Annotated in this window: 16 protein-coding genes, 1 tRNA gene and 1 other RNA gene; 12 read left to right on the top strand and 6 right to left on the bottom strand. The window is 60.5% G+C overall.

Going from position 1 to position 18,546, the window contains the following annotated elements; translation table 11 throughout:
* The first annotated feature begins 15 nt into the window (after positions 1-15).
* A complete protein-coding gene (locus H9S92_RS03830) occupies positions 16-1,077 on the top strand; it encodes a DUF1015 family protein (protein WP_187465392.1) in 1,062 nt (353 codons plus the stop codon).
* 283 nt (positions 1,078-1,360) lie between these two features.
* Here the strand turns inward: H9S92_RS03830 and H9S92_RS03825 are convergent, their stop codons facing one another.
* The gene (locus tag H9S92_RS03825; protein WP_187465391.1) at positions 1,361-2,185 is read right to left on the bottom strand and encodes a sterol desaturase family protein; all 825 of its coding nucleotides are present in this window, start codon (positions 2,183-2,185) and stop codon (positions 1,361-1,363) included.
* A gap of 119 nt (positions 2,186-2,304) precedes the next feature.
* On the opposite strand from H9S92_RS03825, the gene H9S92_RS03820 reads away from it, so the two are divergent.
* Positions 2,305-3,123: an ion transporter gene (locus H9S92_RS03820; RefSeq protein WP_222935966.1), complete on the top strand. Its 819-nt coding sequence runs from the start codon at positions 2,305-2,307 to the stop codon at positions 3,121-3,123.
* A 14-nt stretch (positions 3,124-3,137) separates the two neighbouring features.
* On the opposite strand, the gene gatB is transcribed toward H9S92_RS03820, so the two are convergent.
* Positions 3,138-4,589: an Asp-tRNA(Asn)/Glu-tRNA(Gln) amidotransferase subunit GatB gene (gatB, locus tag H9S92_RS03815; RefSeq protein WP_187465390.1), complete on the bottom strand. Its 1,452-nt coding sequence runs from the start codon at positions 4,587-4,589 to the stop codon at positions 3,138-3,140.
* A gap of 186 nt (positions 4,590-4,775) precedes the next feature.
* Here gatB and ssrA point away from each other — a divergent pair.
* Together ssrA and H9S92_RS03805 are read left to right on the top strand one after the other, a co-directional pair.
* Positions 4,776-5,150, top strand: a transfer-messenger RNA (tmRNA) gene (gene ssrA, locus H9S92_RS03810).
* A gap of 173 nt (positions 5,151-5,323) precedes the next feature.
* On the top strand, positions 5,324-6,511 hold the full coding sequence (locus tag H9S92_RS03805; RefSeq protein WP_222935965.1) for a class I SAM-dependent methyltransferase: 1,188 nt from the start codon (positions 5,324-5,326) through the stop codon (positions 6,509-6,511).
* Here H9S92_RS03805 and H9S92_RS03800 read toward each other — a convergent pair.
* On the bottom strand, positions 6,478-7,383 hold the full coding sequence (locus H9S92_RS03800) for an alpha/beta fold hydrolase (protein WP_187465388.1): 906 nt from the start codon (positions 7,381-7,383) through the stop codon (positions 6,478-6,480). The two genes, H9S92_RS03805 and H9S92_RS03800, sit on opposite strands and share 34 nt — an antisense overlap.
* Before the next feature lie 271 nt (positions 7,384-7,654).
* Between H9S92_RS03800 and H9S92_RS03795 the strand changes: the two genes are divergently transcribed.
* The 3 genes from H9S92_RS03795 to H9S92_RS03785 all read left to right on the top strand — a co-directional run bounded on the left by H9S92_RS03795 (position 7,655) and on the right by H9S92_RS03785 (position 9,051).
* A tRNA-Arg gene (locus H9S92_RS03795) sits at positions 7,655-7,728 on the top strand.
* Between the two features lie 136 nt (positions 7,729-7,864).
* Positions 7,865-8,452, top strand: coding sequence for a hypothetical protein (locus H9S92_RS03790; protein WP_187465387.1), 588 nt, complete (start codon positions 7,865-7,867; stop codon positions 8,450-8,452).
* Between the two features lie 2 nt (positions 8,453-8,454).
* A complete protein-coding gene (locus H9S92_RS03785; RefSeq protein ID WP_222935964.1) occupies positions 8,455-9,051 on the top strand; it encodes a nucleotidyltransferase family protein in 597 nt (198 codons plus the stop codon).
* Between the two features lie 28 nt (positions 9,052-9,079).
* On the opposite strand, the gene H9S92_RS03780 is transcribed toward H9S92_RS03785, so the two are convergent.
* Both H9S92_RS03780 and folP read right to left on the bottom strand, forming a co-directional pair.
* Positions 9,080-10,276, bottom strand: a complete 1,197-nt coding sequence (locus H9S92_RS03780; RefSeq protein WP_187465385.1) for a DUF4230 domain-containing protein — start codon at positions 10,274-10,276, stop codon at positions 9,080-9,082.
* Between the two features lie 29 nt (positions 10,277-10,305).
* Positions 10,306-11,202, bottom strand: a complete 897-nt coding sequence (folP, locus tag H9S92_RS03775) for a dihydropteroate synthase (RefSeq protein WP_246463626.1) — start codon at positions 11,200-11,202, stop codon at positions 10,306-10,308.
* Between the two features lie 115 nt (positions 11,203-11,317).
* Here folP and H9S92_RS03770 point away from each other — a divergent pair, with 115 nt between their 5' ends.
* The 4 genes from H9S92_RS03770 (at position 11,318) to H9S92_RS03755 (ending at position 16,875) form a co-directional block, all read left to right on the top strand.
* On the top strand, positions 11,318-12,916 hold the full coding sequence (locus H9S92_RS03770; protein ID WP_187465384.1) for a hypothetical protein: 1,599 nt from the start codon (positions 11,318-11,320) through the stop codon (positions 12,914-12,916).
* Between the two features lie 85 nt (positions 12,917-13,001).
* Positions 13,002-14,759 carry an aspartate--tRNA ligase gene (gene aspS, locus H9S92_RS03765; RefSeq protein ID WP_187465383.1) on the top strand — a complete coding sequence of 586 codons (1,758 nt, stop codon included), beginning with the start codon at positions 13,002-13,004 and terminating at the stop codon, positions 14,757-14,759.
* A gap of 131 nt (positions 14,760-14,890) precedes the next feature.
* Complete coding sequence (locus H9S92_RS03760) at positions 14,891-16,009, top strand: hypothetical protein (protein ID WP_187465382.1); 1,119 nt, start codon at positions 14,891-14,893, stop codon at positions 16,007-16,009.
* Positions 16,010-16,224: 215 nt separating this feature from the next.
* Entirely contained in the window at positions 16,225-16,875 is a 651-nt protein-coding gene (locus H9S92_RS03755; RefSeq protein WP_187465381.1) for a DUF4294 domain-containing protein, read from the top strand.
* 331 nt (positions 16,876-17,206) lie between these two features.
* Here the strand turns inward: H9S92_RS03755 and H9S92_RS03750 are convergent, their stop codons facing one another.
* Complete coding sequence (locus H9S92_RS03750; protein ID WP_187465380.1) at positions 17,207-18,202, bottom strand: hypothetical protein; 996 nt, start codon at positions 18,200-18,202, stop codon at positions 17,207-17,209.
* Between the two features lie 108 nt (positions 18,203-18,310).
* Between H9S92_RS03750 and H9S92_RS03745 the strand changes: the two genes are divergently transcribed.
* Complete coding sequence (locus H9S92_RS03745; protein ID WP_187465379.1) at positions 18,311-18,529, top strand: hypothetical protein; 219 nt, start codon at positions 18,311-18,313, stop codon at positions 18,527-18,529.
* Positions 18,530-18,546: the final 17 nt, after the last annotated feature.

The following is an 18,546-nucleotide window of genomic DNA, read 5'->3' as shown; positions in this document are numbered from 1 at the left end:
GCCCATCCTTAGCGCATGACCGTAAGCTTATACCCTTTCCCGCAGTACCACCACCCGCCGCGCGCGGGCTTTTCGGAGTTGCCGTTTTGCCGGGATGGGGTACGTTGTATTCCGCCCGGACAACTGGAGTGGGAAAGTGCGGGAGGCTTTGGGGAATTGCGGATTCAGCGCCACCGCACGGGGGAGTGGAGCCGCGGAATCTGCGGTCTGCTGCCGTCAGCGGCTTTTTCCAGCGGGCTCGTCCGGCCCCACGAGGCAACCTTGCAAAGCCGCCTGGCCCGCCAGGAAATCCTGACCCGGGAGGAAGGAGGCGCCCTGGGCAAGCCGGTGTTGCTGACCACGCCGCAGCTGGCCAAATGGTGGGCGCGGGTGGACGGAGAGTACGTGGCGGAAGGGGGAGCCGTGACTTTTGTGGGGAACGACAATACCTATCACTTGCGCCGTTACCTGCCCCGCATGGGCCAACTGCCCCAGCCCCTGGATTTGGCCGAGGCGGAGTTGCTCTGCATTGCCGATGGCCACCACCGGGCCGCCACCCACGCGGCACTGGCGGCCCAGGGATACGCTGCCTGTGCTTTTCTTCCCGTCTGCATCATCGGCGGCGAAGAGGTATCCATTGGCAGTTTTACCCGGGTGATCGAAGACGACATGGGAAATACCGACGAAGTCCTAAAGCGGCTCGGTGCCTACTTTATGATCGAAGCCACCCCAAGCGCCATCATTCCCAGCGTACCCGGGGAATGGGCTTTTTCCCGGAACCACCTGCACTACCGGTTAACCCGCAAAAGTCCGCAGGGCCGCGAAACGGCCGCCGAATGGCTCGATGCCCAGGTGCTGGCCCCGGTATTTGGTATTGTGGACAGCAAGCGCGACCACCGCATCACCTTCGAGATGGCGCCGGAGCCGGGAGATGACCTTGCCCAGCGCAATTTTCTTCCAGACCGCACCTACCTCAGCCATTTTCCGCTGACGACCGACCGTTTTTTTGCCGAGGTAGCCGCCGGACGCATGCTGCCCGCCAAGAGTACCCGCTTTGAGCCCCGGGTGCCGAGTGGGATGCTGGTTTGGATGCCTTAGGGGGGGGTAGCCCATGGAGTTACATGGAGTTGGGCATGGAGTTGCATGGAGTTTGTTGGGATGTCCGCAGAGGCGTACAAGGCCCCGGACCAATGGGCGTTCTAAACTTAGTCCTTCTTCGTGTTCTTAGTGGTTCAAAATGGTCGAGCCGTTGTACAGCGACCTCCTATCCTCAATTCGGCGTATAGGGCCTCGACCAGTGGCCCTTCCCTTGCTCCTCATCCCAACTCCCCCCTTTGGGGGGCCGGGGGGGAGCACCTGCGGCCGCGCCCGCATCCATCCACTAGCCCTGCGGGTTTTTGACCTTTTTCTGGAAGGGGATGGCCAGCATACGGCCCAGGTGGCCGTGGTCTTTGGGGTCCATGTGGGTATCCACGCCATAGACGAGGCTGCGGTTATCGGCCACCGCGTAGGTGCCGAAGAGGCGGTCCCAGACGCTAAAGATGTTGCCGTAATTGGTGTCGGTGAGCGGCAGTTGATAGTGGTGGTGTACGCGGTGCATATTCGGTGTGACGAAAAGGAGGCTGAGCGGGCGGTCCAGCCAATTGGGCACGGTGATGTTGGCGTGGTTGAACTGGCTGAGCACGACGCTCAGGCTTTGGTACAAAAACACCAGCCAGAGTGGTGCGCCGACGATAAACACCGCCAGGGTAGTGAAGAAGAAGCGGATGACGCTTTCGCCCGGATGGTGGCGGTTGGCGGTGGTGGTATCTACGTGCTGATCGGTATGGTGCACCAGGTGGAAGCGCCACAGAACGGGGACGCGGTGCTCCGTCCAGTGTGCCAGGTAGGCCCCGATGAGGTCGAGCAGCAGCAGGCCAACGAGGGCGGTAGCCCAGACGGGCAGATTCAACCACTGCACTATGCCAAAGTTGGCCGCTACTACCCAGGCGCTGGCGGCAACGAGCAAAAAAGCCATCGTGAAATTGACCAGGATGGTGGTAAAAGTGAAAAAGAAGTTGACCCCCGCGTGCCGCCACTTTCCGTAGCGCACGGTAAACAGCGGTGCCACGCTTTCCAGCATCCAGAAAAAGGTGATGCCCCCGATCAGGATCAGGCTGCGGTGGCTGGAGGGAATAGTTTCAAAATATTGCACGATCGTATCCATGCCGCAAGATAAGGATTGGTCAGAAATGGGGGGACGGGGCGGGCAAATCCAGCGCCGCCACCTACAATAGTTGGTGTGGCGGACTTACCTTGCGCTTTCCTTCCCCTTTAGACCAACGTATGCTAAAGCGTCTTTTTTTCAACGAGCGGGTTATCCTCCTGGCCATCATCCTCAATGCGCTGGTCATTTTTCTTTTGTATTTCCCGGAGCTGCGCTACAACCGCTGGCTGCTGGCGGTTGATCACCTTTTCATCGGTTTTTTCATCGTCGAGGTGATCGTCAAGCTGAGCGTGCTGAAGCCCAGGAGTTACTTCGGCGGGGCCTGGAACCGCTTCGACTTTTTCGTGACCGTGGGGAGTTTGCCCGTTTTTCTGGAGGGGCTGGTGACGATTTCCGACGCGGCGGGCCTGCTCGTGTTGCTGCGCCTGTTCCGCCTCATCCGCCTGGTGCGCTTCCTGCGCTTTATTCCCAACATCGAACAGGTGGTGACGGGCCTGGGCCGGGCCATCCGGGCCTCCGTTTTTGTTTTGGTGGCATTGGTTTTTCTTAATTTTTTGTTCGCCATCCTGACCTGCCACTTCTACGCCGACATTGCTCCGGAGTACTTCGGTGACCCACTGGTGAGCATTTACAGCATCTTTCAACTCTTTACCCTGGAAGGCTGGAACGACATTCCCGCCGCCATCGTCGATAACGAAAGTGACCCGCTTTCGGGGTTGGGCATCGGGATGACTCGCCTGTACTTCGCCGTGGTCGTGGTCTTGGGTGGCATCTTTGGCATGAGCCTGGCCAACGCCGTTTTTATCGACGAAATGATGATGGACAATACCAAAGACCTCGAAGAGAAGGTCGATGCCCTGACCGCAGAAATCCGGGAGCTGCGCCGCAGTCTGGGCGGCGGGGTGGTGGAACCGTCCCACGAGGTGCCTTCCGAGTAAATGGCAGAGACCGCCTAAGCCCCCAGTCGGGCTTCCAGCAGGGCCTTCGTCTCCTGGGGGCCGGCGCTGCCTTGGCTTCGTTTCATCACTTCGCCCATGAAAAAGCCGATGAGGCCGGTTTTGCCCTTGCGGTAGGCGGCAGCTTTATCGGGGAATTCAGCCAGGACTTCATCGACCAGCCTCCCCAGGAAATCGGTGTCCGTATTTTGCAGCAGTCCCAGGTCGGTAGCCCGCTGCAGGGGGTCTTCCGGGGCGGCCAGCAGGGAGGGCAGGAGTTTGCTCGTGGCTGCTGCTGCGGCGACGTTGCCTTCCAGAATGAGGTTTTGAAAAGCGGCCAGCTGTTCGGGGGTCAGGGGCAACTGGGTGGGCGGGATGCCGCGCTCGGCCAGCCAGGGCCCCAGGCGATTGAGCCAGAGTTTGGCCAGGTCGGGCACCGAGGGGCTATGGGCAGCGCAGCGCACGAAGCTGAGGTAGGTCTCGCGGTCTTCGCTCAGCAGGTCGGCATCGGCGGGTTCCAGGCCGTAATGGCTGACGAGTTCCTCGAAGGCTTCCCAGGGCAGGACGTCGATTTCAGCCCGCACCTCTTCAATGAATTGTTCGGAGATTACCACCGGAGGAAGATCGGGGTCGGGGAAGTAGCGGTAATCGTGGGCGTCTTCTTTGTCGCGCAGCGCACTGGTCGTCCCGTCTTCGGGGTGGTATTGCCGGGTTTGCTGTTGCACCATTTCGCCGTTTTCCAGCAGCCCGATCTGCCGCTCCACTTCGTAGGCCACGGCCTGGCGGGCAAATTTCATGGAGTTCATGTTTTTGATTTCGCAGCGGGTTCCGTAGGCTTCCTGGCCGCTGGGACGGACGGAGATGTTGACGTCGCAGCGCAAACTGCCTTCCTGCATATTGCCGTCGCTTACTCCCAACCACCGTACCAGGCGGCGCATCCCGTTCATGAAGGCATCCACTTCTTCGGCGGAGCGCAGGTCGGGCTCGGTGACAATTTCCAGTAGCGGCGTGCCCGCCCGGTTGAGGTCAACGCGGGTGAAGGGATCGTCGGCCGCGTGAATGCTCTTGCCCGCATCTTCCTCCATGTGGATGTGGTGGAGGCGCACGGTGCGTTTTTCTTCAGCCGTCCCCAGCAGGCGGAGGGGCAAACCACCGCCCAGGCAGATGGGGTTTTCATCCTGGGTAATTTGGTAGCCCTTCGGCAGGTCGGCGTAAAAATAATTTTTCCGGTCGAAGGTACTGCGCGGGTTGATGCGGCAGCCCAGGGCCAGGCCGAGCTTGACGGCGAAGCGGACCTGCACCTCGTTGAGCATCGGCAGCGTGCCGGGGTATCCGAGGCTGATTGCGCTGATGTTCCGGTTGGGCTCCGCGCCGAATACGTTGCGGTCTGCACAAAAAGCCTTGCTTTGGGTGGCCAGCTGAACGTGGGCCTCCAGGCCAATGACGGTTTCGTAGGAAGTACTTGCCATGGGGCAAAGGTATGCTTCCGCCCGCGATGGCCGCGCCTTTTTGCGGACGCGGGCCGGGGGCTGCCCCCCCCGAGCCGGTGGAACAAAAAAAAACACCTCCCGCGCCGCCCACCGGGCAACCATCCGCTACCGCCGGGCGTTTCCTCCCTTGATGGTCCGCAAGTTTACCCACCGCGGAGCCCTAACGGGGGCGTACCGGAATCGACAGGGAAGTGAGTTTTGTAGTAAGCACGCCGGAGCATGATTGGTTACTCCGTAAAAAATAACGATTACACTTTAGTTGGCACTCCCAGCTACGCCATGGCTGCCTAATCCTAGATTAGTCTCCTGGTTTCACGCGCCGTGTGGTTGAGGTCCCATACACATCACGCCGCGCTCCCCCCTTTGGGACTGGCCGTCGACCCTGATCTGAGTCGAGGGTAAGATTAAAGATCTAAGGTTCGGACATGAGAGGGTGACCAATCTCTCCCCGCGCTCGAAAATCCTGACTGGTCACTAAGCGTGTAGAAAGCTGCTTGACGCTTTCGCTGGACGGGAGTTCAAATCTCCCCGCCTCCACCAAATGCCGGGCTTCCCGGCATTTACCTTTTTCGGCCACGCCATCCGGTGTGGACCGATTGTCCCTGGGCTTCGGCTCCTGGACTTAGCCCCGCTCTTCCGCCGAGAGTCTGGGGCTATTTTTTTGGGCGCGGCCGCAGGTGCTCCCCCCCGACCCCCCGAAGGGGGGAGTTAGGATGAAGGAGCGATGTTTTGACTGCCGTGCCACTACCTTCGCAGCAGTGATTGACCCCCAGCTCACCACCGTCCACTACGCCGGCCGTCCTTACCGGCTGCCCTTGCTTGCCCTGGGGGGGACCGCCAGTGCCCCCCTGCTCAAGCCCGCCGAGGTGCTGCTGCTCGACTGGGCCCGGCAGCAGCCCCCCGGCCCCGCGCTTGCCCTGCACGACCACTTTGGCGTCCTGACCACCTGCCTGGAAGGTCGGGAACGGACGATGGCTTCCGACAATGCCGTGCATCACCAGCGCCTGGCCTTTGCGTTTCGGAGCAACTTTGGGGAGGATGGCCTGCTGCCCCGCTCCTTCGATCTTTTCACCCCACCACCGCCACCCGCGCTGGCCCTGCTGCACCTGCCCAAGTCGTTGGACCTCTTCGCGGAGTACCTGCATTACGTTGCGGCAGCGGCCAGCCCGGCAACCCACCTGGCCGTGGGCTTCCAGACCCGCCACTTCACGCCCCGCCTGCTCGCAGTGGCTGCGGCCTACGCCGGCAAGGTCGAACAAAGCCGCGCCTACAAAAAAGCCCGCCTGTTGCTGCTCAGCCAACTGCGCCTGCCCGACCCCGCGCCCGATCGCCTGCACACCATCCGTTACCAAGACCGCGATTACGAACAATACCGGGGGGTGTTCTCCGCCCACCACATTGATTACGCTACCCAGTTTCTGCTGGATACCTGGGCTACTCACCCGCTGCTCTGCGGGCTGCCTGCACCGGTGCGCTTACTCGATATCGGGTGCGGCAACGGCGTCATCGTCGATCAATTGCGGCAGCGGCATTACCCGGCGGCAGAAGTGGCGGGCACGGACGTTTCCTCCCTGGCCATCGCTTCGGCCCGCCGCAACCTGGGGCCCGCCGCTGATCTCCGCTGGCAGCCCGACCTGACGCACTGGCCCGCGCAGCACTTTGGCCTCATCGTCACCAACCCGCCTTTTCACGACGGTCACCGCAACAGCATTGATGCCAGCCTGGACTTATTCACCGCAGCCACCCAAAAACTCGCGGCGGACGGACACTTCGTCGTAGTGGCCAACCGCCACCTCAATTACGCCACCCACCTGGAGCGGCGCTTCGGGGAGGTGCTGACGGTAGCGGAGAACCAAAAATTTGTGATCTACCGTTCGGCCGGGCCACTGGGGGCAGCGTGATCCAGTAGTTCGTGGAGGTAGTGACGGATGAGGCGGGGGCTGCGCCAGATCAGGTCGTGCTGGCCGCCATCGACCATGTGGTGGACGAGGGTGCTGGCGCCCGTCAGTTGATCACAGGCAAAATAGGCGTTGGGGGGGTAGATCAGCCAGTCGTCGGTACCGTGCAAAATGACGGTGTTGGCGCTGATGTTTTCCCAGTGTTGGGCCATTGTTTCCAATTGGTCCTGGTGGCTGAGTTTTTCGGAGTTGGCAGTACGCAGGGCGGCGGGCATGAGCCATTCCAACGACCAGTGGCTGGTGGGTTCGGTGATCCAGTAGGTGTACTCTTCGGCGGGGGCCAGGCTGGCGGATTGCAGCAGGAGGCCGTCAATGAGGCCGGGATAATCCATGGCGATGCGGGCGCTGACGGTGCCGCCGTAGCTGCTGCCGTGGAGGACGACGGCCTGCGTGGGGCCTTGTCGGCGGGCCTGGATGACGGAAGCGACGTTTTCGGCCTGCTCGGCCACGGAAATCATCGGTAGGCCCAAGCCGCTGCCTCCGTAGCCCGGCCGGTCGATGGCCAGCAGGTTGGCACGGGCGCGGAGACTGCTGTCGCGCAGCAACGAAATCCAGAAGGCGCTGCTGGCGGGTGACCCGTGGAGGAAGACCAGGAGGGGCTTGCCGGGATCGTCGCCCAGCTGGAGGTAACGGAGCTTGCGGCTGCTGCCTTCCAGGTAGCCGAGCTGGACCTCTCCGTACTGCCCGCTGGCGAAGGCGGCCGTCAGCTCCTGGTCCGTAAACTGGAGGTCCAGCAACGGCTTGATCCGGTACGTAGCGTAGGCCACGAAGAGCAGGAAAAAGAAGAGTACGTAATATCGCTTTTTGCGCAGCATATCCGGAAAAATCACCTTTGTTGGACAGTTGACGGGGTTTTTGGAGGCAGTTGGCTTTTGCCGCGGCCCGTATTTTCTTAACAGGCTGGGGCCGGATTACGTTGGACGAAAGTCCGGTTTTGTTGGAGTGAGTGGTCTTCAGGACCATGCACGGGTGGCCGCAACTATTCACGCAGAGGGTGGGAAAAGTGGGGCAGCCTTAGGAACAATCCGCCGGGGGGCTTAGCTTTGTGGCAACTTCGGGCCGGGCTTCGGCATTGAAGTGGTAATTGCCTCGTTAGCTCAGCTGGATAGAGCAGGGAACTTCTAATTCTCAGGTCAGGGGTTCGAGTCCCTTACGGGGTACACATTCCATTGGGAAGGGGCCGTTGTCTGAACGACGGTCCCTTTTGCTGTCTCCAAGGCAACTGGAGGGGGCAACAAGCACAACGATTTAGCGGTCCTAAAGCCGGGCACCGCCTTCCTCATTCCCACACCAGCCATGCGTTTTTCCCACTGCTTCCTTGCCTTGCTCCTTATCCCTTTCCTCTGCACCTGCGGCGCGCGCCCTAATGAAGATACGGTTGTTTCCACTGCGGATTCTACCGGAATGACCCCTGCCGGCGGCAATGCGGTGGATACCGATCAGGAAGGTTCTTACGCCATTGCCAACGGCGCTTTTCTGGGCATCAAGCCCGGTGAGCCGCTGGCCAATTATACCGCCACCCTCCGCGCGGGCCTGCTGCAAACCGGCGAGGGCGATTTTGACGTCTTCTACATCGACGGTGCTGCCGGCGAAGAACTCGGCTACGTAATGCCCGACCCCAACGACGAAAGTAAGGTGGGGGATATTTACCTGACCTCGCCCAAAGTACGCACCTCCGCGGGCGTGCACGTGGGGATGACCCACGCGCGGCTCGTTGAAGTCCTCGGCCCCCTGGAATTTCACGGCTCCGAAATCGAGGGCTACACCAGCGCCCAAAAAGACGGGATGGCCTACCGCATTGACGCCGGAAACTGGTCTTACGAAATCGACCAACAGACGATCACGCCCGAGACGGAACTGATCGAGATCGTCATCCTGCGCTAACGATGGAAGGGCCTTTGCTCATCCCGATCATTTTGGCGGCGGGTGCGTCGCAGCGGATGGGGCAGGCCAAATTCTTTCTTCCCGTGGGGGCGGAAACCCTCCTGCGCCGGGCGCTGCGGGCGGCCACGGCTCTGGGGAGCCCGGTCGTAATCGTCACCGGACCCGCCGACCGGGAGATCCGGGAGCACCTGGCCGACTGGCCGGGCCTGGAGTTTGCCTTCAACGCCGCCGCTGCGACGGGCATGGGCAGCAGCATCGCCGTTGGCATCCGGGCGGCGCTGGGCTACGGCCCCCGGGGATTTTTGGTGATGCTGGCCGACCAGCCGGGGATGGACGCTGCCGCCCTCGGCCGCCACGCTGCCGCCTTTGCCGATAACCCGGACCGGATTATTGCCACCCAGTACCCCCAGCGGGCCGGGGTGCCCGCTGTTTTCCCCGCCCGCTACGCAGAGCAGTTGTTGGCCTTAAACGGTGCAGAGGGCGCGCAAAGCCTCATCGCTGCAGCCGGGCCGGAGGTGCTGGGGATTACCTTCGCCCGCCCGCCCGAAGACATCGATACGCCGGAGGATTACGCACGGTATTTGGAGGACAACCTCTAGGCAGTAGGCCTGAGCAAAACACCGGAGTTTACTGGAGTTCCCCCTGCGTCGTGCGTTCGATGGGGACCTGGTAATCGACCACGATTTTGTAGCCGGGGCCGATGCCCGCCACGATGGGTTGGAACATGGTATTCATCAGTTCGCTGGCCTGGGTTTTGGCGCGGCTCATGATATTGCTGGCCAGGGCGTCGGAGCGGAAGGCTTCGCGGAGGCTGTTGACGCCCTCGTTGATGTTGACGCCCTCGAGTTCGCGCATCCAGCCGATGTCGAGTTTTTCAATTTTGGGGAGGACTTCGTGGCTGAGGATGGTCGGCTCGGGGAGGGTGATGCGCACGGTCTTGGTCCCCTCGTCGAGATCAACGGTGAAGTAATCGGTGAGCCGGAAGCCAACTTTGAGGATGGAGATGGCCGTGATTTCAACGTCCGTTTCGGAGACGTTCATGCCCCAGATCGAAGTCTGGAGTTGTTTGCTGATGCCTTTTTTATCACGGACCTCCATGGTGGCCAGTTCGCCGATGACGTTTTCCACTTTTTCCTGGAACAGGCCCTTGCTTTTGCTGAAGTCATCGATGGCGGCGCGTTCGGCCAGGCGGGCCATGAGGGGGCGGAGGGCTTCGCCGGTGGCAATTTTGCAGGGGTTTTCTACGTCGGCACCCCGGGCAATGATGTTGCCATTGCGGGTGGGGATGACGGCGGCGATGACCTTATTGACCATGAAGCAGGTGTAGTTGGAAGCGACCTCTTCGAAGATTTCGGTGAGTTTGCGGCCGCCTTCGTCGTACCAGGTTTCGTAGATCGCTGCGGTGGTGTCGCGCTTGCGCATGAAGTCATTGTAATACAACTCAGCAAACTGCGGATGCTGGCGATCGTACTCGCGAATGACTTCAGTCTGCAGGCTGTCGTTGAGCCCCATGCGGTTGGAGACGTGGGTAAGGATATCGGTGTTGATGTCGTAAACGACCTGATCGAACTCCCGGCGGTAGCGCCGGGGATTTTGCAGGATGGCCAGGGCGGTTTCCGCGTCGATGTTGGCTTTAAAATCGGCGGGGAGGTAGCGGAGTTCGTACTCGGCGGGTTTGGCCAGGAAGCTGCCCGGCGTGCCGCGGTAGTACTTGAAAATCAGGGTGCCCAGGATGGCCATGATGAGCAAAATGATCACCACCTGGGTGCGGTTGAGGCCCTGGGGGCGGTTGGGGGGCAGGGGGGCGGATTGGTAATCGGCCATGACGTGATGGTTTGTGGTCGGCGGCTCCTTCAAATGTGGGGTGCTGCGGCCAGTAATTCGTGTAAATGTACGGATTGTACCGCCTCCGCTACATCGTGTACCCGCAGGATGTTGGCCCCCTGTTGCAGGGCGTAGAGGTGCAAGGCAGTAGTGGCGGGCAGGCTGGTCTCGGCAGTGATGCCCAGTGGCCGCCAGATGGAAGATTTGCGGCTGATGCCGAGCAGCAGAGGGGCGCCCAGTTGGCGGAACAGCGCCAGGTTGCGCAACAGGGTGTAGTTCTGTTCTGCCGTTTTGCCAAAGCCCCAGCCGGGGTCAACGATCACATCGTGAACACCTGCGGCGCGGAGTTGACCGAGTTTCCGGGCCAGAAAATCCCAAACACTGGTTACTACGTCGGAGCCGTACTGATCGGTCCGCTGCTGCATATCCGTTGGCTGGCCGGGCATGTGCATCAGGACGTAGGGAACGCGCAGGCCGGGCAGGGTGGGGAAGAGGTCGGGGTCGAGATTGCCCGCGCTGATGTCGTTGACCAGGGCCGCACCGGCGCTGACGGCCGCGCGGGCGGTGGCGGCGTAGATGGTATCGACACTGACGAAACTGGCGGGGTGGGCTGCTGCGATGGCCGCGATGCTGGGCAGGATCCGGTCCATTTCTTCGGCGGCGCTGATCAGTTCGGCACCGGGGCGACTGCTCATGCCACCAACGTCGATGAAGGTCGCCCCGGCGGCCAGCATTTCTCCGGCCCTATCCACCGCCTGCTGCACCGAGGCGATGCGGCTGCCCGCGTAGAAACTATCGGGCGTAAGGTTGAGAATACCCATCACGAGGGGGCGGGTGAGGGAGAGCAGGCGGCCGTTGCAGTTCAGGGTCATGGCGCTAAGGTAAGGCGCGGCAGGAAAGGTGCGTTGGGGAGGTTCATAGTTCATAGTTCAGTTGTAGATACTCGGTATCCAGGTATGTCTGATCTAGTGGACTAGGAACTACTGAACTATGAACTACTAAACTACTGAACTACCTTAGCGTCCCCATCTCGTTCTGCCGTTGGCGTATTCCGAACAACAGATCCGTGGCCTGGCCATCAATTTTTTGCGCCAGCACTACAAACTGCGCCCCCGCTCGGGCACGAGTGGCACGCGGGTCGTTTCCAGGGTTCATTACTACGCGGGCGTTACGATTGATGCGCGCCTGGCTTACCAGAAGCCGGACCTCAGCTGGTTTACGGCTACGGTGGAAGCCACCAGCCTGAACAAAGCCAACGAGATCCTTTTCTGGATCAATCGCTTTCGCATTTTGGTCCACGCCTTGCTCATCACCCTGGCCGTGTTCGTGGCCGGAATGGCGCTGACGCAGGTGCTGGGGAAGTCGTTGTGGGAAATGTTTGGCCGCCCCGACGTCTACCTGTTCCTGGCGCTGACCTTTGTGCTGATTTTCGTGACCGCTGCCGCGAGCCTGCGCAGCCTGCGGTACTACCGTTACATTTACGCCATTGCCCAGTTCATGCGCTTCCACGCCGATGCGCAGTGGGTGGCTTTTGACCGGGAGATTTTTGCGACCGACACGACGCACGTCTACTTCGAAGAATTGCAGCGGCAGTGTATCCGGTTTGGTTTTGGCTTGCTGGAGGTGCGGGAGGACAATAAAGTCCGTTGGCTGATCGAGCCGAGCCACATCGATCAGTTTGGGGGCAGCCGCTCGCAGTTGCCGCTCTGGGTGGCGGCCATCCAGGCGCCTCCGCTGGTGGCCAACCTCCGCAAAGCATTGCCTTTCAAGCGATCCACGGCACCTGCGGCCGCGCCCCAATTGGCCCCGCCCGTGCCGACGGATGGCGTTACCGACCCCCTTTCCGTCGGCAATTACCTGCCGTCGACCGCCCCAAATTTCGACTATACCGCTCCGCTGCTGCCCGCCACGAAAGGCCGCCCGGCCTGGTACCGCCGCCCCCGTCGCCTGTGGCAACACCTGCACTGGGAAATCCGCCACGCCATCCGCGGCCTCTACCCCGAGGAGATCAAAAAGCGGCCCGGCTACTACGAACTTCCGGGCTGGGTGGTGGCTGCGCTGCCCACGCTGCTGCTACTTTTTGCCTACCTCTGCTACCTGCATTCCCGCTGGGAACCCATTGCTACCGAAAACCAGGTTGCGGCGGCGCCAGACCTCACTCCCCTCGAAACAGCCGCCAGCCCCGCCGCTTCCGGGGCTTCTGATGCGCTGTTGCCGGGGGAATACGACCACCGTCGCAGCGGCACGGGGCCACCCCCTGAGGCCGACATCCGCGTCACCGATGACCTGGTCTCCGAAGCCGATATTCCCCGGGCCGTCGAGCTTTTTCGTATTGCTGCCGACGGCGAAAGCACCACGAGCTACAACTGCCTGGCCCTGTACCGCCTGACGAGCACTTACTACGTCCTGGAAGAAGGCCGCTACCCCGATTTTGAGACCGCCAGCGAGCGCGCCCGCTACCTCAACGGGCGCTACGGACTGGAAGCCACCGCCGCGCTCCTCAGTTGCCTCGAAGTGGGCGGGCAGGGCTACCTCGTCTACGTCGGCGAAATCCTCACCAGCGGAGCCGACGCCAGCCTGTTCTTCCGGCAGTACCGCAATGACTTCGGGCTGGAACTGGAAATGCTGCAGGTCAACTGAGTCGGTGAAACAAAGGCATCCGGGTGGGAATGCCAACGAAAAATCCCCGGCAGCAGCATACCTTTGCCGCCCAAATCAGCTTGCCATGTTTCGCACCCACAACTGCGGTGAACTCCGCCTCACCGACGCCGGAAAAGATGTAACCCTCAGCGGATGGGTTCAAATTGGCCGCGACTTCGGTGGCCTCACTTTCGTTGATCTCCGCGACCGCTACGGCATCACGCAGGTGGTTTTTGACGGCGACGACAATGCGGCCCTTTCCGAGCGGGCGCGCAAGCTGGGCCGCGAGTGGGTCATCCAGGTAAAAGGCCGCGTCCGCGAACGCAGCAACAAAAACCCCAACCGGGCCACTGGCGACATCGAAATCATTGCCCACGAACTGACCATCCTGAACAGTTCCAAGGTGCCTCCCTTCACCATTGAAGAGGACAGCGACGGGGGAGACGAATTGCGGATGCAGTACCGCTTTCTGGATTTGCGCCGCCCGCCCTTGCAGCAAAACATCATCTTCCGCTCGCGCCTCGCGCTGGCGGTGCGCGCCTACCTCGGCGGCCAGCAGTTTGTCGAGGTGGAAACGCCTTTCCTGATCAAATCCACCCCCGAGGGTGCGCGCGACTTCGTAGTGCCCAGCCGTCTCAACGAGGGACAGTTTTACGCCTTGCCGCAGAGCCCCCAGACCTTCAAGCAGCTGCTCATGGTGGCGGGCTACGACCGTTACTTTCAAATCGTGAAGTGCTTCCGCGACGAAGACCTGCGCGCCGACCGGCAGCCTGAGTTTACCCAGATCGACTGCGAGATGGCCTTCGTCACCCAAGACGAAGTGCTGGACACTTTCGAGGGCCTCACCCGCCACCTCTTCCAGGTGATGAAGGGCGTGGACTTGGGCAAGTTCCCCCGGATGTTCTACGACGACGCCATGCGGCGCTACGGCTCCGATAAGCCCGACCTCCGTTTTGGGATGGAATTGGTGGACCTCAACGCCGTTGCCCAGGGCAAAGGCTTCCCCGTATTTGATGCGGCGGAATTGGTGGTGGGCATCTGCGTCCCCGGCCAGTCTGAGCTCACCCGCAAGCAACTCGACGGCCTGACCGACTGGGTCAAGCGCCCCCAAATCGGGGCCAAGGGACTGGTGTACGTAAAGTGCAACGCCGACGGCACCTTCAAATCCAGCGTCGATAAATTCTTCGACCACGCTGCGCTGGCCGCCTGGGCGGAAGCCTGTGGCGCCAAAGCGGGCGACTTACTGCTGGTGATTTCGGGCGAAGACGAAAAAAGCCGCAAACAACTCGGTTCGCTGCGCCTCCACGTAGCCGCCGAGCTGGGCATGATCCCGGAGAATACTTTTGCGCCGCTGTGGGTAGTAGACTTCCCGCTGCTGGAATGGGACGAAGACAGCCAGCGCTTTCACGCCATGCACCACCCCTTCACCAGCCCCAAACGCGAAGAGGTGGAGCGGATGCTGACGGGCGACCACGAGACGATGAAATCCCTCAAAGCCGATGCGTATGACCTGGTCATCAACGGTGCAGAAATCGGCGGCGGCTCGGTGCGGATTTACGACCGGACTTTGCAGGAGCGCAATTTTAAGCTGCTCGGCTTTACGAAGGAACAGGCCGAAGAACAGTTTGGCTTTTTGATGGGAGCCTTCGAGTACGGTGCGCCGCCGCACGCGGGCATTGCTTTCGGTTTTGACCGGCTTTGTGCGGTGATGAACGGGCAGTCTTCCATCCGCGATTTTATCGCCTTCCCTAAGAATAACCAGGGGCGGGATATGATGATTGATGCGCCGGCGGCTATTGACGATGCGCAGTTGAAGGAATTGAATTTGAGGGTGACGGTTTAGGTCGGGCTAAAGCCCGAAGGTTTGGGGTCGGGCTAAAGCCGCGACACTACAGCCACGACACTACAGCCGCCACAGCACTAGCCTAGCTAAAGTTATGTAGAGCAATTGCGCCAATTCCGTACCTTCAACCCATGTACGACAACATTCGTGACCTCATCCGCGATAACCGCCTCGAAGAAGCCCTGGTAGCCATGGAGGGCATTGAGCTGAGCACTCACCCGGAGAATGATCTGGCTTCGCAGCTGATCATTTTGCAGCGGCGTTGGCGGAGTTTGCAGGATAAAATGATCGGCAACCTGGCCGAGGATCGGCTCATTGCCATCGAGGAAAGCCAGTTGGTTCAGGACATGCTCACCCTGCTGCGCCGCGCCGAGTCTCCCGCGTTCCGGCACGAGAAAACGCCCTCGGGCGATGGTTCCAAAAGCGTTCGGGATGCCGGGCAAATACGCCCCTCCGAGCCCCAAAGGGGGGACCGCAAGGCCCGTCGGCCACGCTGGCCCTACCTCGCCGCCGGGGTACTGCTGCTGGCGCTCCTGGCCTGGGCCGTCCTGCCCCGCAACGAAAAGCCTACCCAGGCAAGCACCACCGCCCAGGAAACACCCGTCCAGGAAGAACCGAAAGACGCCACGCTTCCCCCTGCCGACCCCGCCAAGGAGCCCGGCCGCACCCAAGAGCCTGACCCCAGCCCCGGGACGGGAACCACCCCCGTACGCCCCGGCGGCGTGCTCATCAACCCGGAGCTACTCGATCGGGTGCAACTTGACCCCGGGCTCGTGCGGGACACGCGGATACGGCAACTCATCAAACCCCTCATGACGGACGGGCCGCAAGTGGACATCGCCGTGGCCTACTACCAGGGCAAAGCCTCGACCACCTCCTACAACAGCACCCAGGCCCAGGCTTTTGCCTCCTATCTCGATAAAGAACTCAAGGCCAACGTTGGCACGGAGGTACTCACCGACGCTTTCCACGACCACGAAGACCGGGAACGCCTGCAGCTGCGCGGCGCATTCACCGACGCGCGGCTCAAAACCAAGCGGGCCAAATACCTGCTGCTGGTTGACCTCCGCAACGAAACCTTGCTGGGTAAAGCGGATTACCGCCTCTGCGTTTACGACGTGGCCCGGCAGAAGGGCTTTACCCGGGGAGCCTCCGTCAACCTCAAAAGTGTGGGGGCCATCAAAGAGATGCTCAACAAGGCCCAGGCGTTTGTAACGGAACTGGAAGAGCGCGGCATCGTAGTGTACTGAGGCCGGGCCGGAGGAGCGTGTCTGCCAACCGCCACCCGCTGAACTTTAACATCCCTTTTTACACCCATCGGCCCGCCAAAAGCATTTATAAACTGTCTTCCTACGCTCAGCATACTCTTTTGGGGCTTTTGGCCAGAACAGTAGTCCCCAACGGACGGGTACCAATCAAGTCCCAAGCAGCCCTTATCTTCATGGCACAGTTCAGTTTCCCTACTATGCGTATTTCGCTTCCCTTGCTCCTCGTTCTTTTCCTTGGCACCTGCGTCAGCGCCCAACAGGCCGTGCCACAAAATAAAAATGGTTACACCAAGATCGATGGCAAATATTACCCCTACGTGGTGGATGCCTGTGGGGATACCCTGATCATTGCCCAGCTGGGCGACGTCTCCATCAGCTCCCCCGAGGTGTTTGAAACGGAAGAAGACTACAAGCAATACCGCCGCTACCGCATCTACGCCCAGCGGGCCTACCCTTACGCGGTAGACGCGATCCGGATTTTTCGGGAAACGCAATACATGACGCAAAACATGAGCAACAGTGAGCGCAAAAAGTACAACAAGCGCCTGCAAAAAGAGCTGGAAGAAAAGTTTGAAGAGCCGCTCAAGAAGATGTCCAAAACCCAGGGTAAAGTGCTCATTTCCATGATTGAGCGGGAGCTGGACGTGCCGATTTACGACCTCATCAAAGAACTGCGGGGCGGCCTGACGGCGCGCTACTGGGCGACGCTGGCCGGGTTTTACGGCCACCGACTGAAGCACAAGTACACCGTTGGCGACGACTGGATCCTGGATACGGTGCTGGATGATTTTGACATCAGCTATGAGCTGCCCGAAATGCGCGCGGATACCACGGGAGTCAAAAGGTAAGGGGTACAAAAATGCCCCGACGGCGAATGTTGCCATTCTTACCGACGGGGCAGGATGTTCACAGGGGTAATGCGGGTGCCTGGGAACGAACGCGGGGGGAGACACGCTGCACCAAGGCAATTTTCGTGGTGTAGATCCGGACTCTAATGGGTCTTTTTATGCTCGCAGGGAACGGCTGATTGGCCACTAGCAGACCGCTGGGTTGCCGGATTCTTTTCGTTTTAGACCGGATCCTGCGACAAATTGTCCATTCCTTTGAAGCTGGGGGCAAAATTAGCCCATAGCATTTAGCCCCGGAATTAAGATGTGCAATTAATACATTACGATTTAATTACATACCATTTTCATCGCCAAAAAAGAGGCGTTGGCGGGTGGTGCGCAGTTGGGCGTAGAAGCGGTTGAAGTACCAGGCGCGGTACTTACCTGCCTCGGCGCCGAGCGAGGAGGACATGCTATCGATGCCCTTGAACCATTCGCGGGTGAGGTCGCAGAAGATGGATTCTTCGGTTTGGAGGAAGTTGGGGGTGATGAAGGTGACGAAGAGGCTGGAGATTTGATCGGAATCGATCAGGATCACGTTGTCGTTATTGGCTACTTCGTTGTGGGCGGGGAAGAACTCGGGTCCGTCGGTAGTGGCACTTCCGGGGAGGAATTTGCGTCCGTGGCGGGCCATGCTTTCTAGGTGGCGGACGAGGCTTTCGAGCTCGTCGAGGAGGGCTTCGGCTTCGGCTTCGGCGGCGAAGCGCCCGGTAATGTGCATGTACTCAATCTGGTCGAGGGTAGCGCGAAGCATGCCCATTGTCCAGAGTTCCCGGCCGGGGACGGTGTAGGAATATTCTCCGATGGCGCGGGCTTGTTCCAGGACTTTGCGGTCGATAAGGTCTACGCTGAACTTGCGGTCGCGCCAGCCGGGAAAATTCCAGCAGGTGCTGCCGTAGATGAAGAGTTTGAACGCAAAAAGGCGGGGATACACCATTTCGTGGAAGAAGGGCAGCCCCGGGTTGGCCAGGTAGATGAACAGTCCACTGAGGCGCTGGATCTTGGCAAGGCGATCCGTCAGCTGCGCCAGGTAGTCGCCCGGGCTGCGGATGACGGTCTCGGCGTGGTTGAAGGCGAAGTAGTGGGCATCGCCGGGGTTGGAAAGGCGTACGCCGTAGTGGTGGGAGAGCTGAACGAGCTCGTTGGTGCTCAGCACGGTAGTCCCCCGCAGCCGGCGGTAAATGGCGTCTTTACTCAGGCCCAGGGTGCTGGCTACCTCGGCCACCATAGCCTGGCGGCTGGCAAAGCGCATCTGGAGCTGTTCGAAGAAGTGGTACTGGTGATCCATAGCAACAACGAAGATAAGACGGCTTTGGCACCCGCCCGAACATTGGGGCCACTGCCTGCGCTCTATGACGGGCACTGCCCCACACTATTCAGTAAAAAACATCCAGTTATGAAAAGCATTCTTCCCATCATTCTCGTCTTGGCGGGCCTCGCGTTCGCTTACCTGGCCATCACCACCTTCCAGGATTCCACGGCCAACGTTGAGGTGCTGGGCATCGACCTTTCCGCCAGCGACGAGGGTGGGCAAATGACGGCCGCCCTGTACGGTGTCTTGGCCGTAGCCTGCCTGGGCGTGGGGGCGATGACCTTCCGCAAGGGGCGGGCCTGATTTTTTGACATTGGTGG

It is taken from the genome of Neolewinella lacunae (assembly GCF_014349155.1).
Classification (GTDB): domain Bacteria; phylum Bacteroidota; class Bacteroidia; order Chitinophagales; family Saprospiraceae; genus Neolewinella; species Neolewinella lacunae.
This window is presented reverse-complemented; position numbering and strand designations above follow the sequence as displayed.

Bases quoted from the DNA above. Each gene is read 5' to 3' on its own strand.
- H9S92_RS03830 (WP_187465392.1), top strand. From the start codon at position 16: ATGACCGTAAGCTTATACCCTTTCCCGCAGTACCACCACCCGCCGCGC.
- H9S92_RS03825 (WP_187465391.1), bottom strand. From the start codon at position 2,185: ATGGATACGATCGTGCAATATTTTGAAACTATTCCCTCCAGCCACCGC.
- H9S92_RS03820 (WP_222935966.1), top strand. From the start codon at position 2,305: ATGCTAAAGCGTCTTTTTTTCAACGAGCGGGTTATCCTCCTGGCCATC.
- gatB (WP_187465390.1), bottom strand. From the start codon at position 4,589: ATGGCAAGTACTTCCTACGAAACCGTCATTGGCCTGGAGGCCCACGTT.
- H9S92_RS03805 (WP_222935965.1), top strand. From the start codon at position 5,324: ATGAAGGAGCGATGTTTTGACTGCCGTGCCACTACCTTCGCAGCAGTG.
- H9S92_RS03800 (WP_187465388.1), bottom strand. From the start codon at position 7,383: ATGCTGCGCAAAAAGCGATATTACGTACTCTTCTTTTTCCTGCTCTTC.
- H9S92_RS03790 (WP_187465387.1), top strand. From the start codon at position 7,865: ATGCGTTTTTCCCACTGCTTCCTTGCCTTGCTCCTTATCCCTTTCCTC.
- H9S92_RS03785 (WP_222935964.1), top strand. From the start codon at position 8,455: ATGGAAGGGCCTTTGCTCATCCCGATCATTTTGGCGGCGGGTGCGTCG.
- H9S92_RS03780 (WP_187465385.1), bottom strand. From the start codon at position 10,276: ATGGCCGATTACCAATCCGCCCCCCTGCCCCCCAACCGCCCCCAGGGC.
- folP (WP_246463626.1), bottom strand. From the start codon at position 11,202: ATGAACTATGAACCTCCCCAACGCACCTTTCCTGCCGCGCCTTACCTT.
- aspS (WP_187465383.1), top strand. From the start codon at position 13,002: ATGTTTCGCACCCACAACTGCGGTGAACTCCGCCTCACCGACGCCGGA.
- H9S92_RS03760 (WP_187465382.1), top strand. From the start codon at position 14,891: ATGTACGACAACATTCGTGACCTCATCCGCGATAACCGCCTCGAAGAA.
- H9S92_RS03755 (WP_187465381.1), top strand. From the start codon at position 16,225: ATGCGTATTTCGCTTCCCTTGCTCCTCGTTCTTTTCCTTGGCACCTGC.
- H9S92_RS03750 (WP_187465380.1), bottom strand. From the start codon at position 18,202: ATGGATCACCAGTACCACTTCTTCGAACAGCTCCAGATGCGCTTTGCC.
- H9S92_RS03745 (WP_187465379.1), top strand. From the start codon at position 18,311: ATGAAAAGCATTCTTCCCATCATTCTCGTCTTGGCGGGCCTCGCGTTC.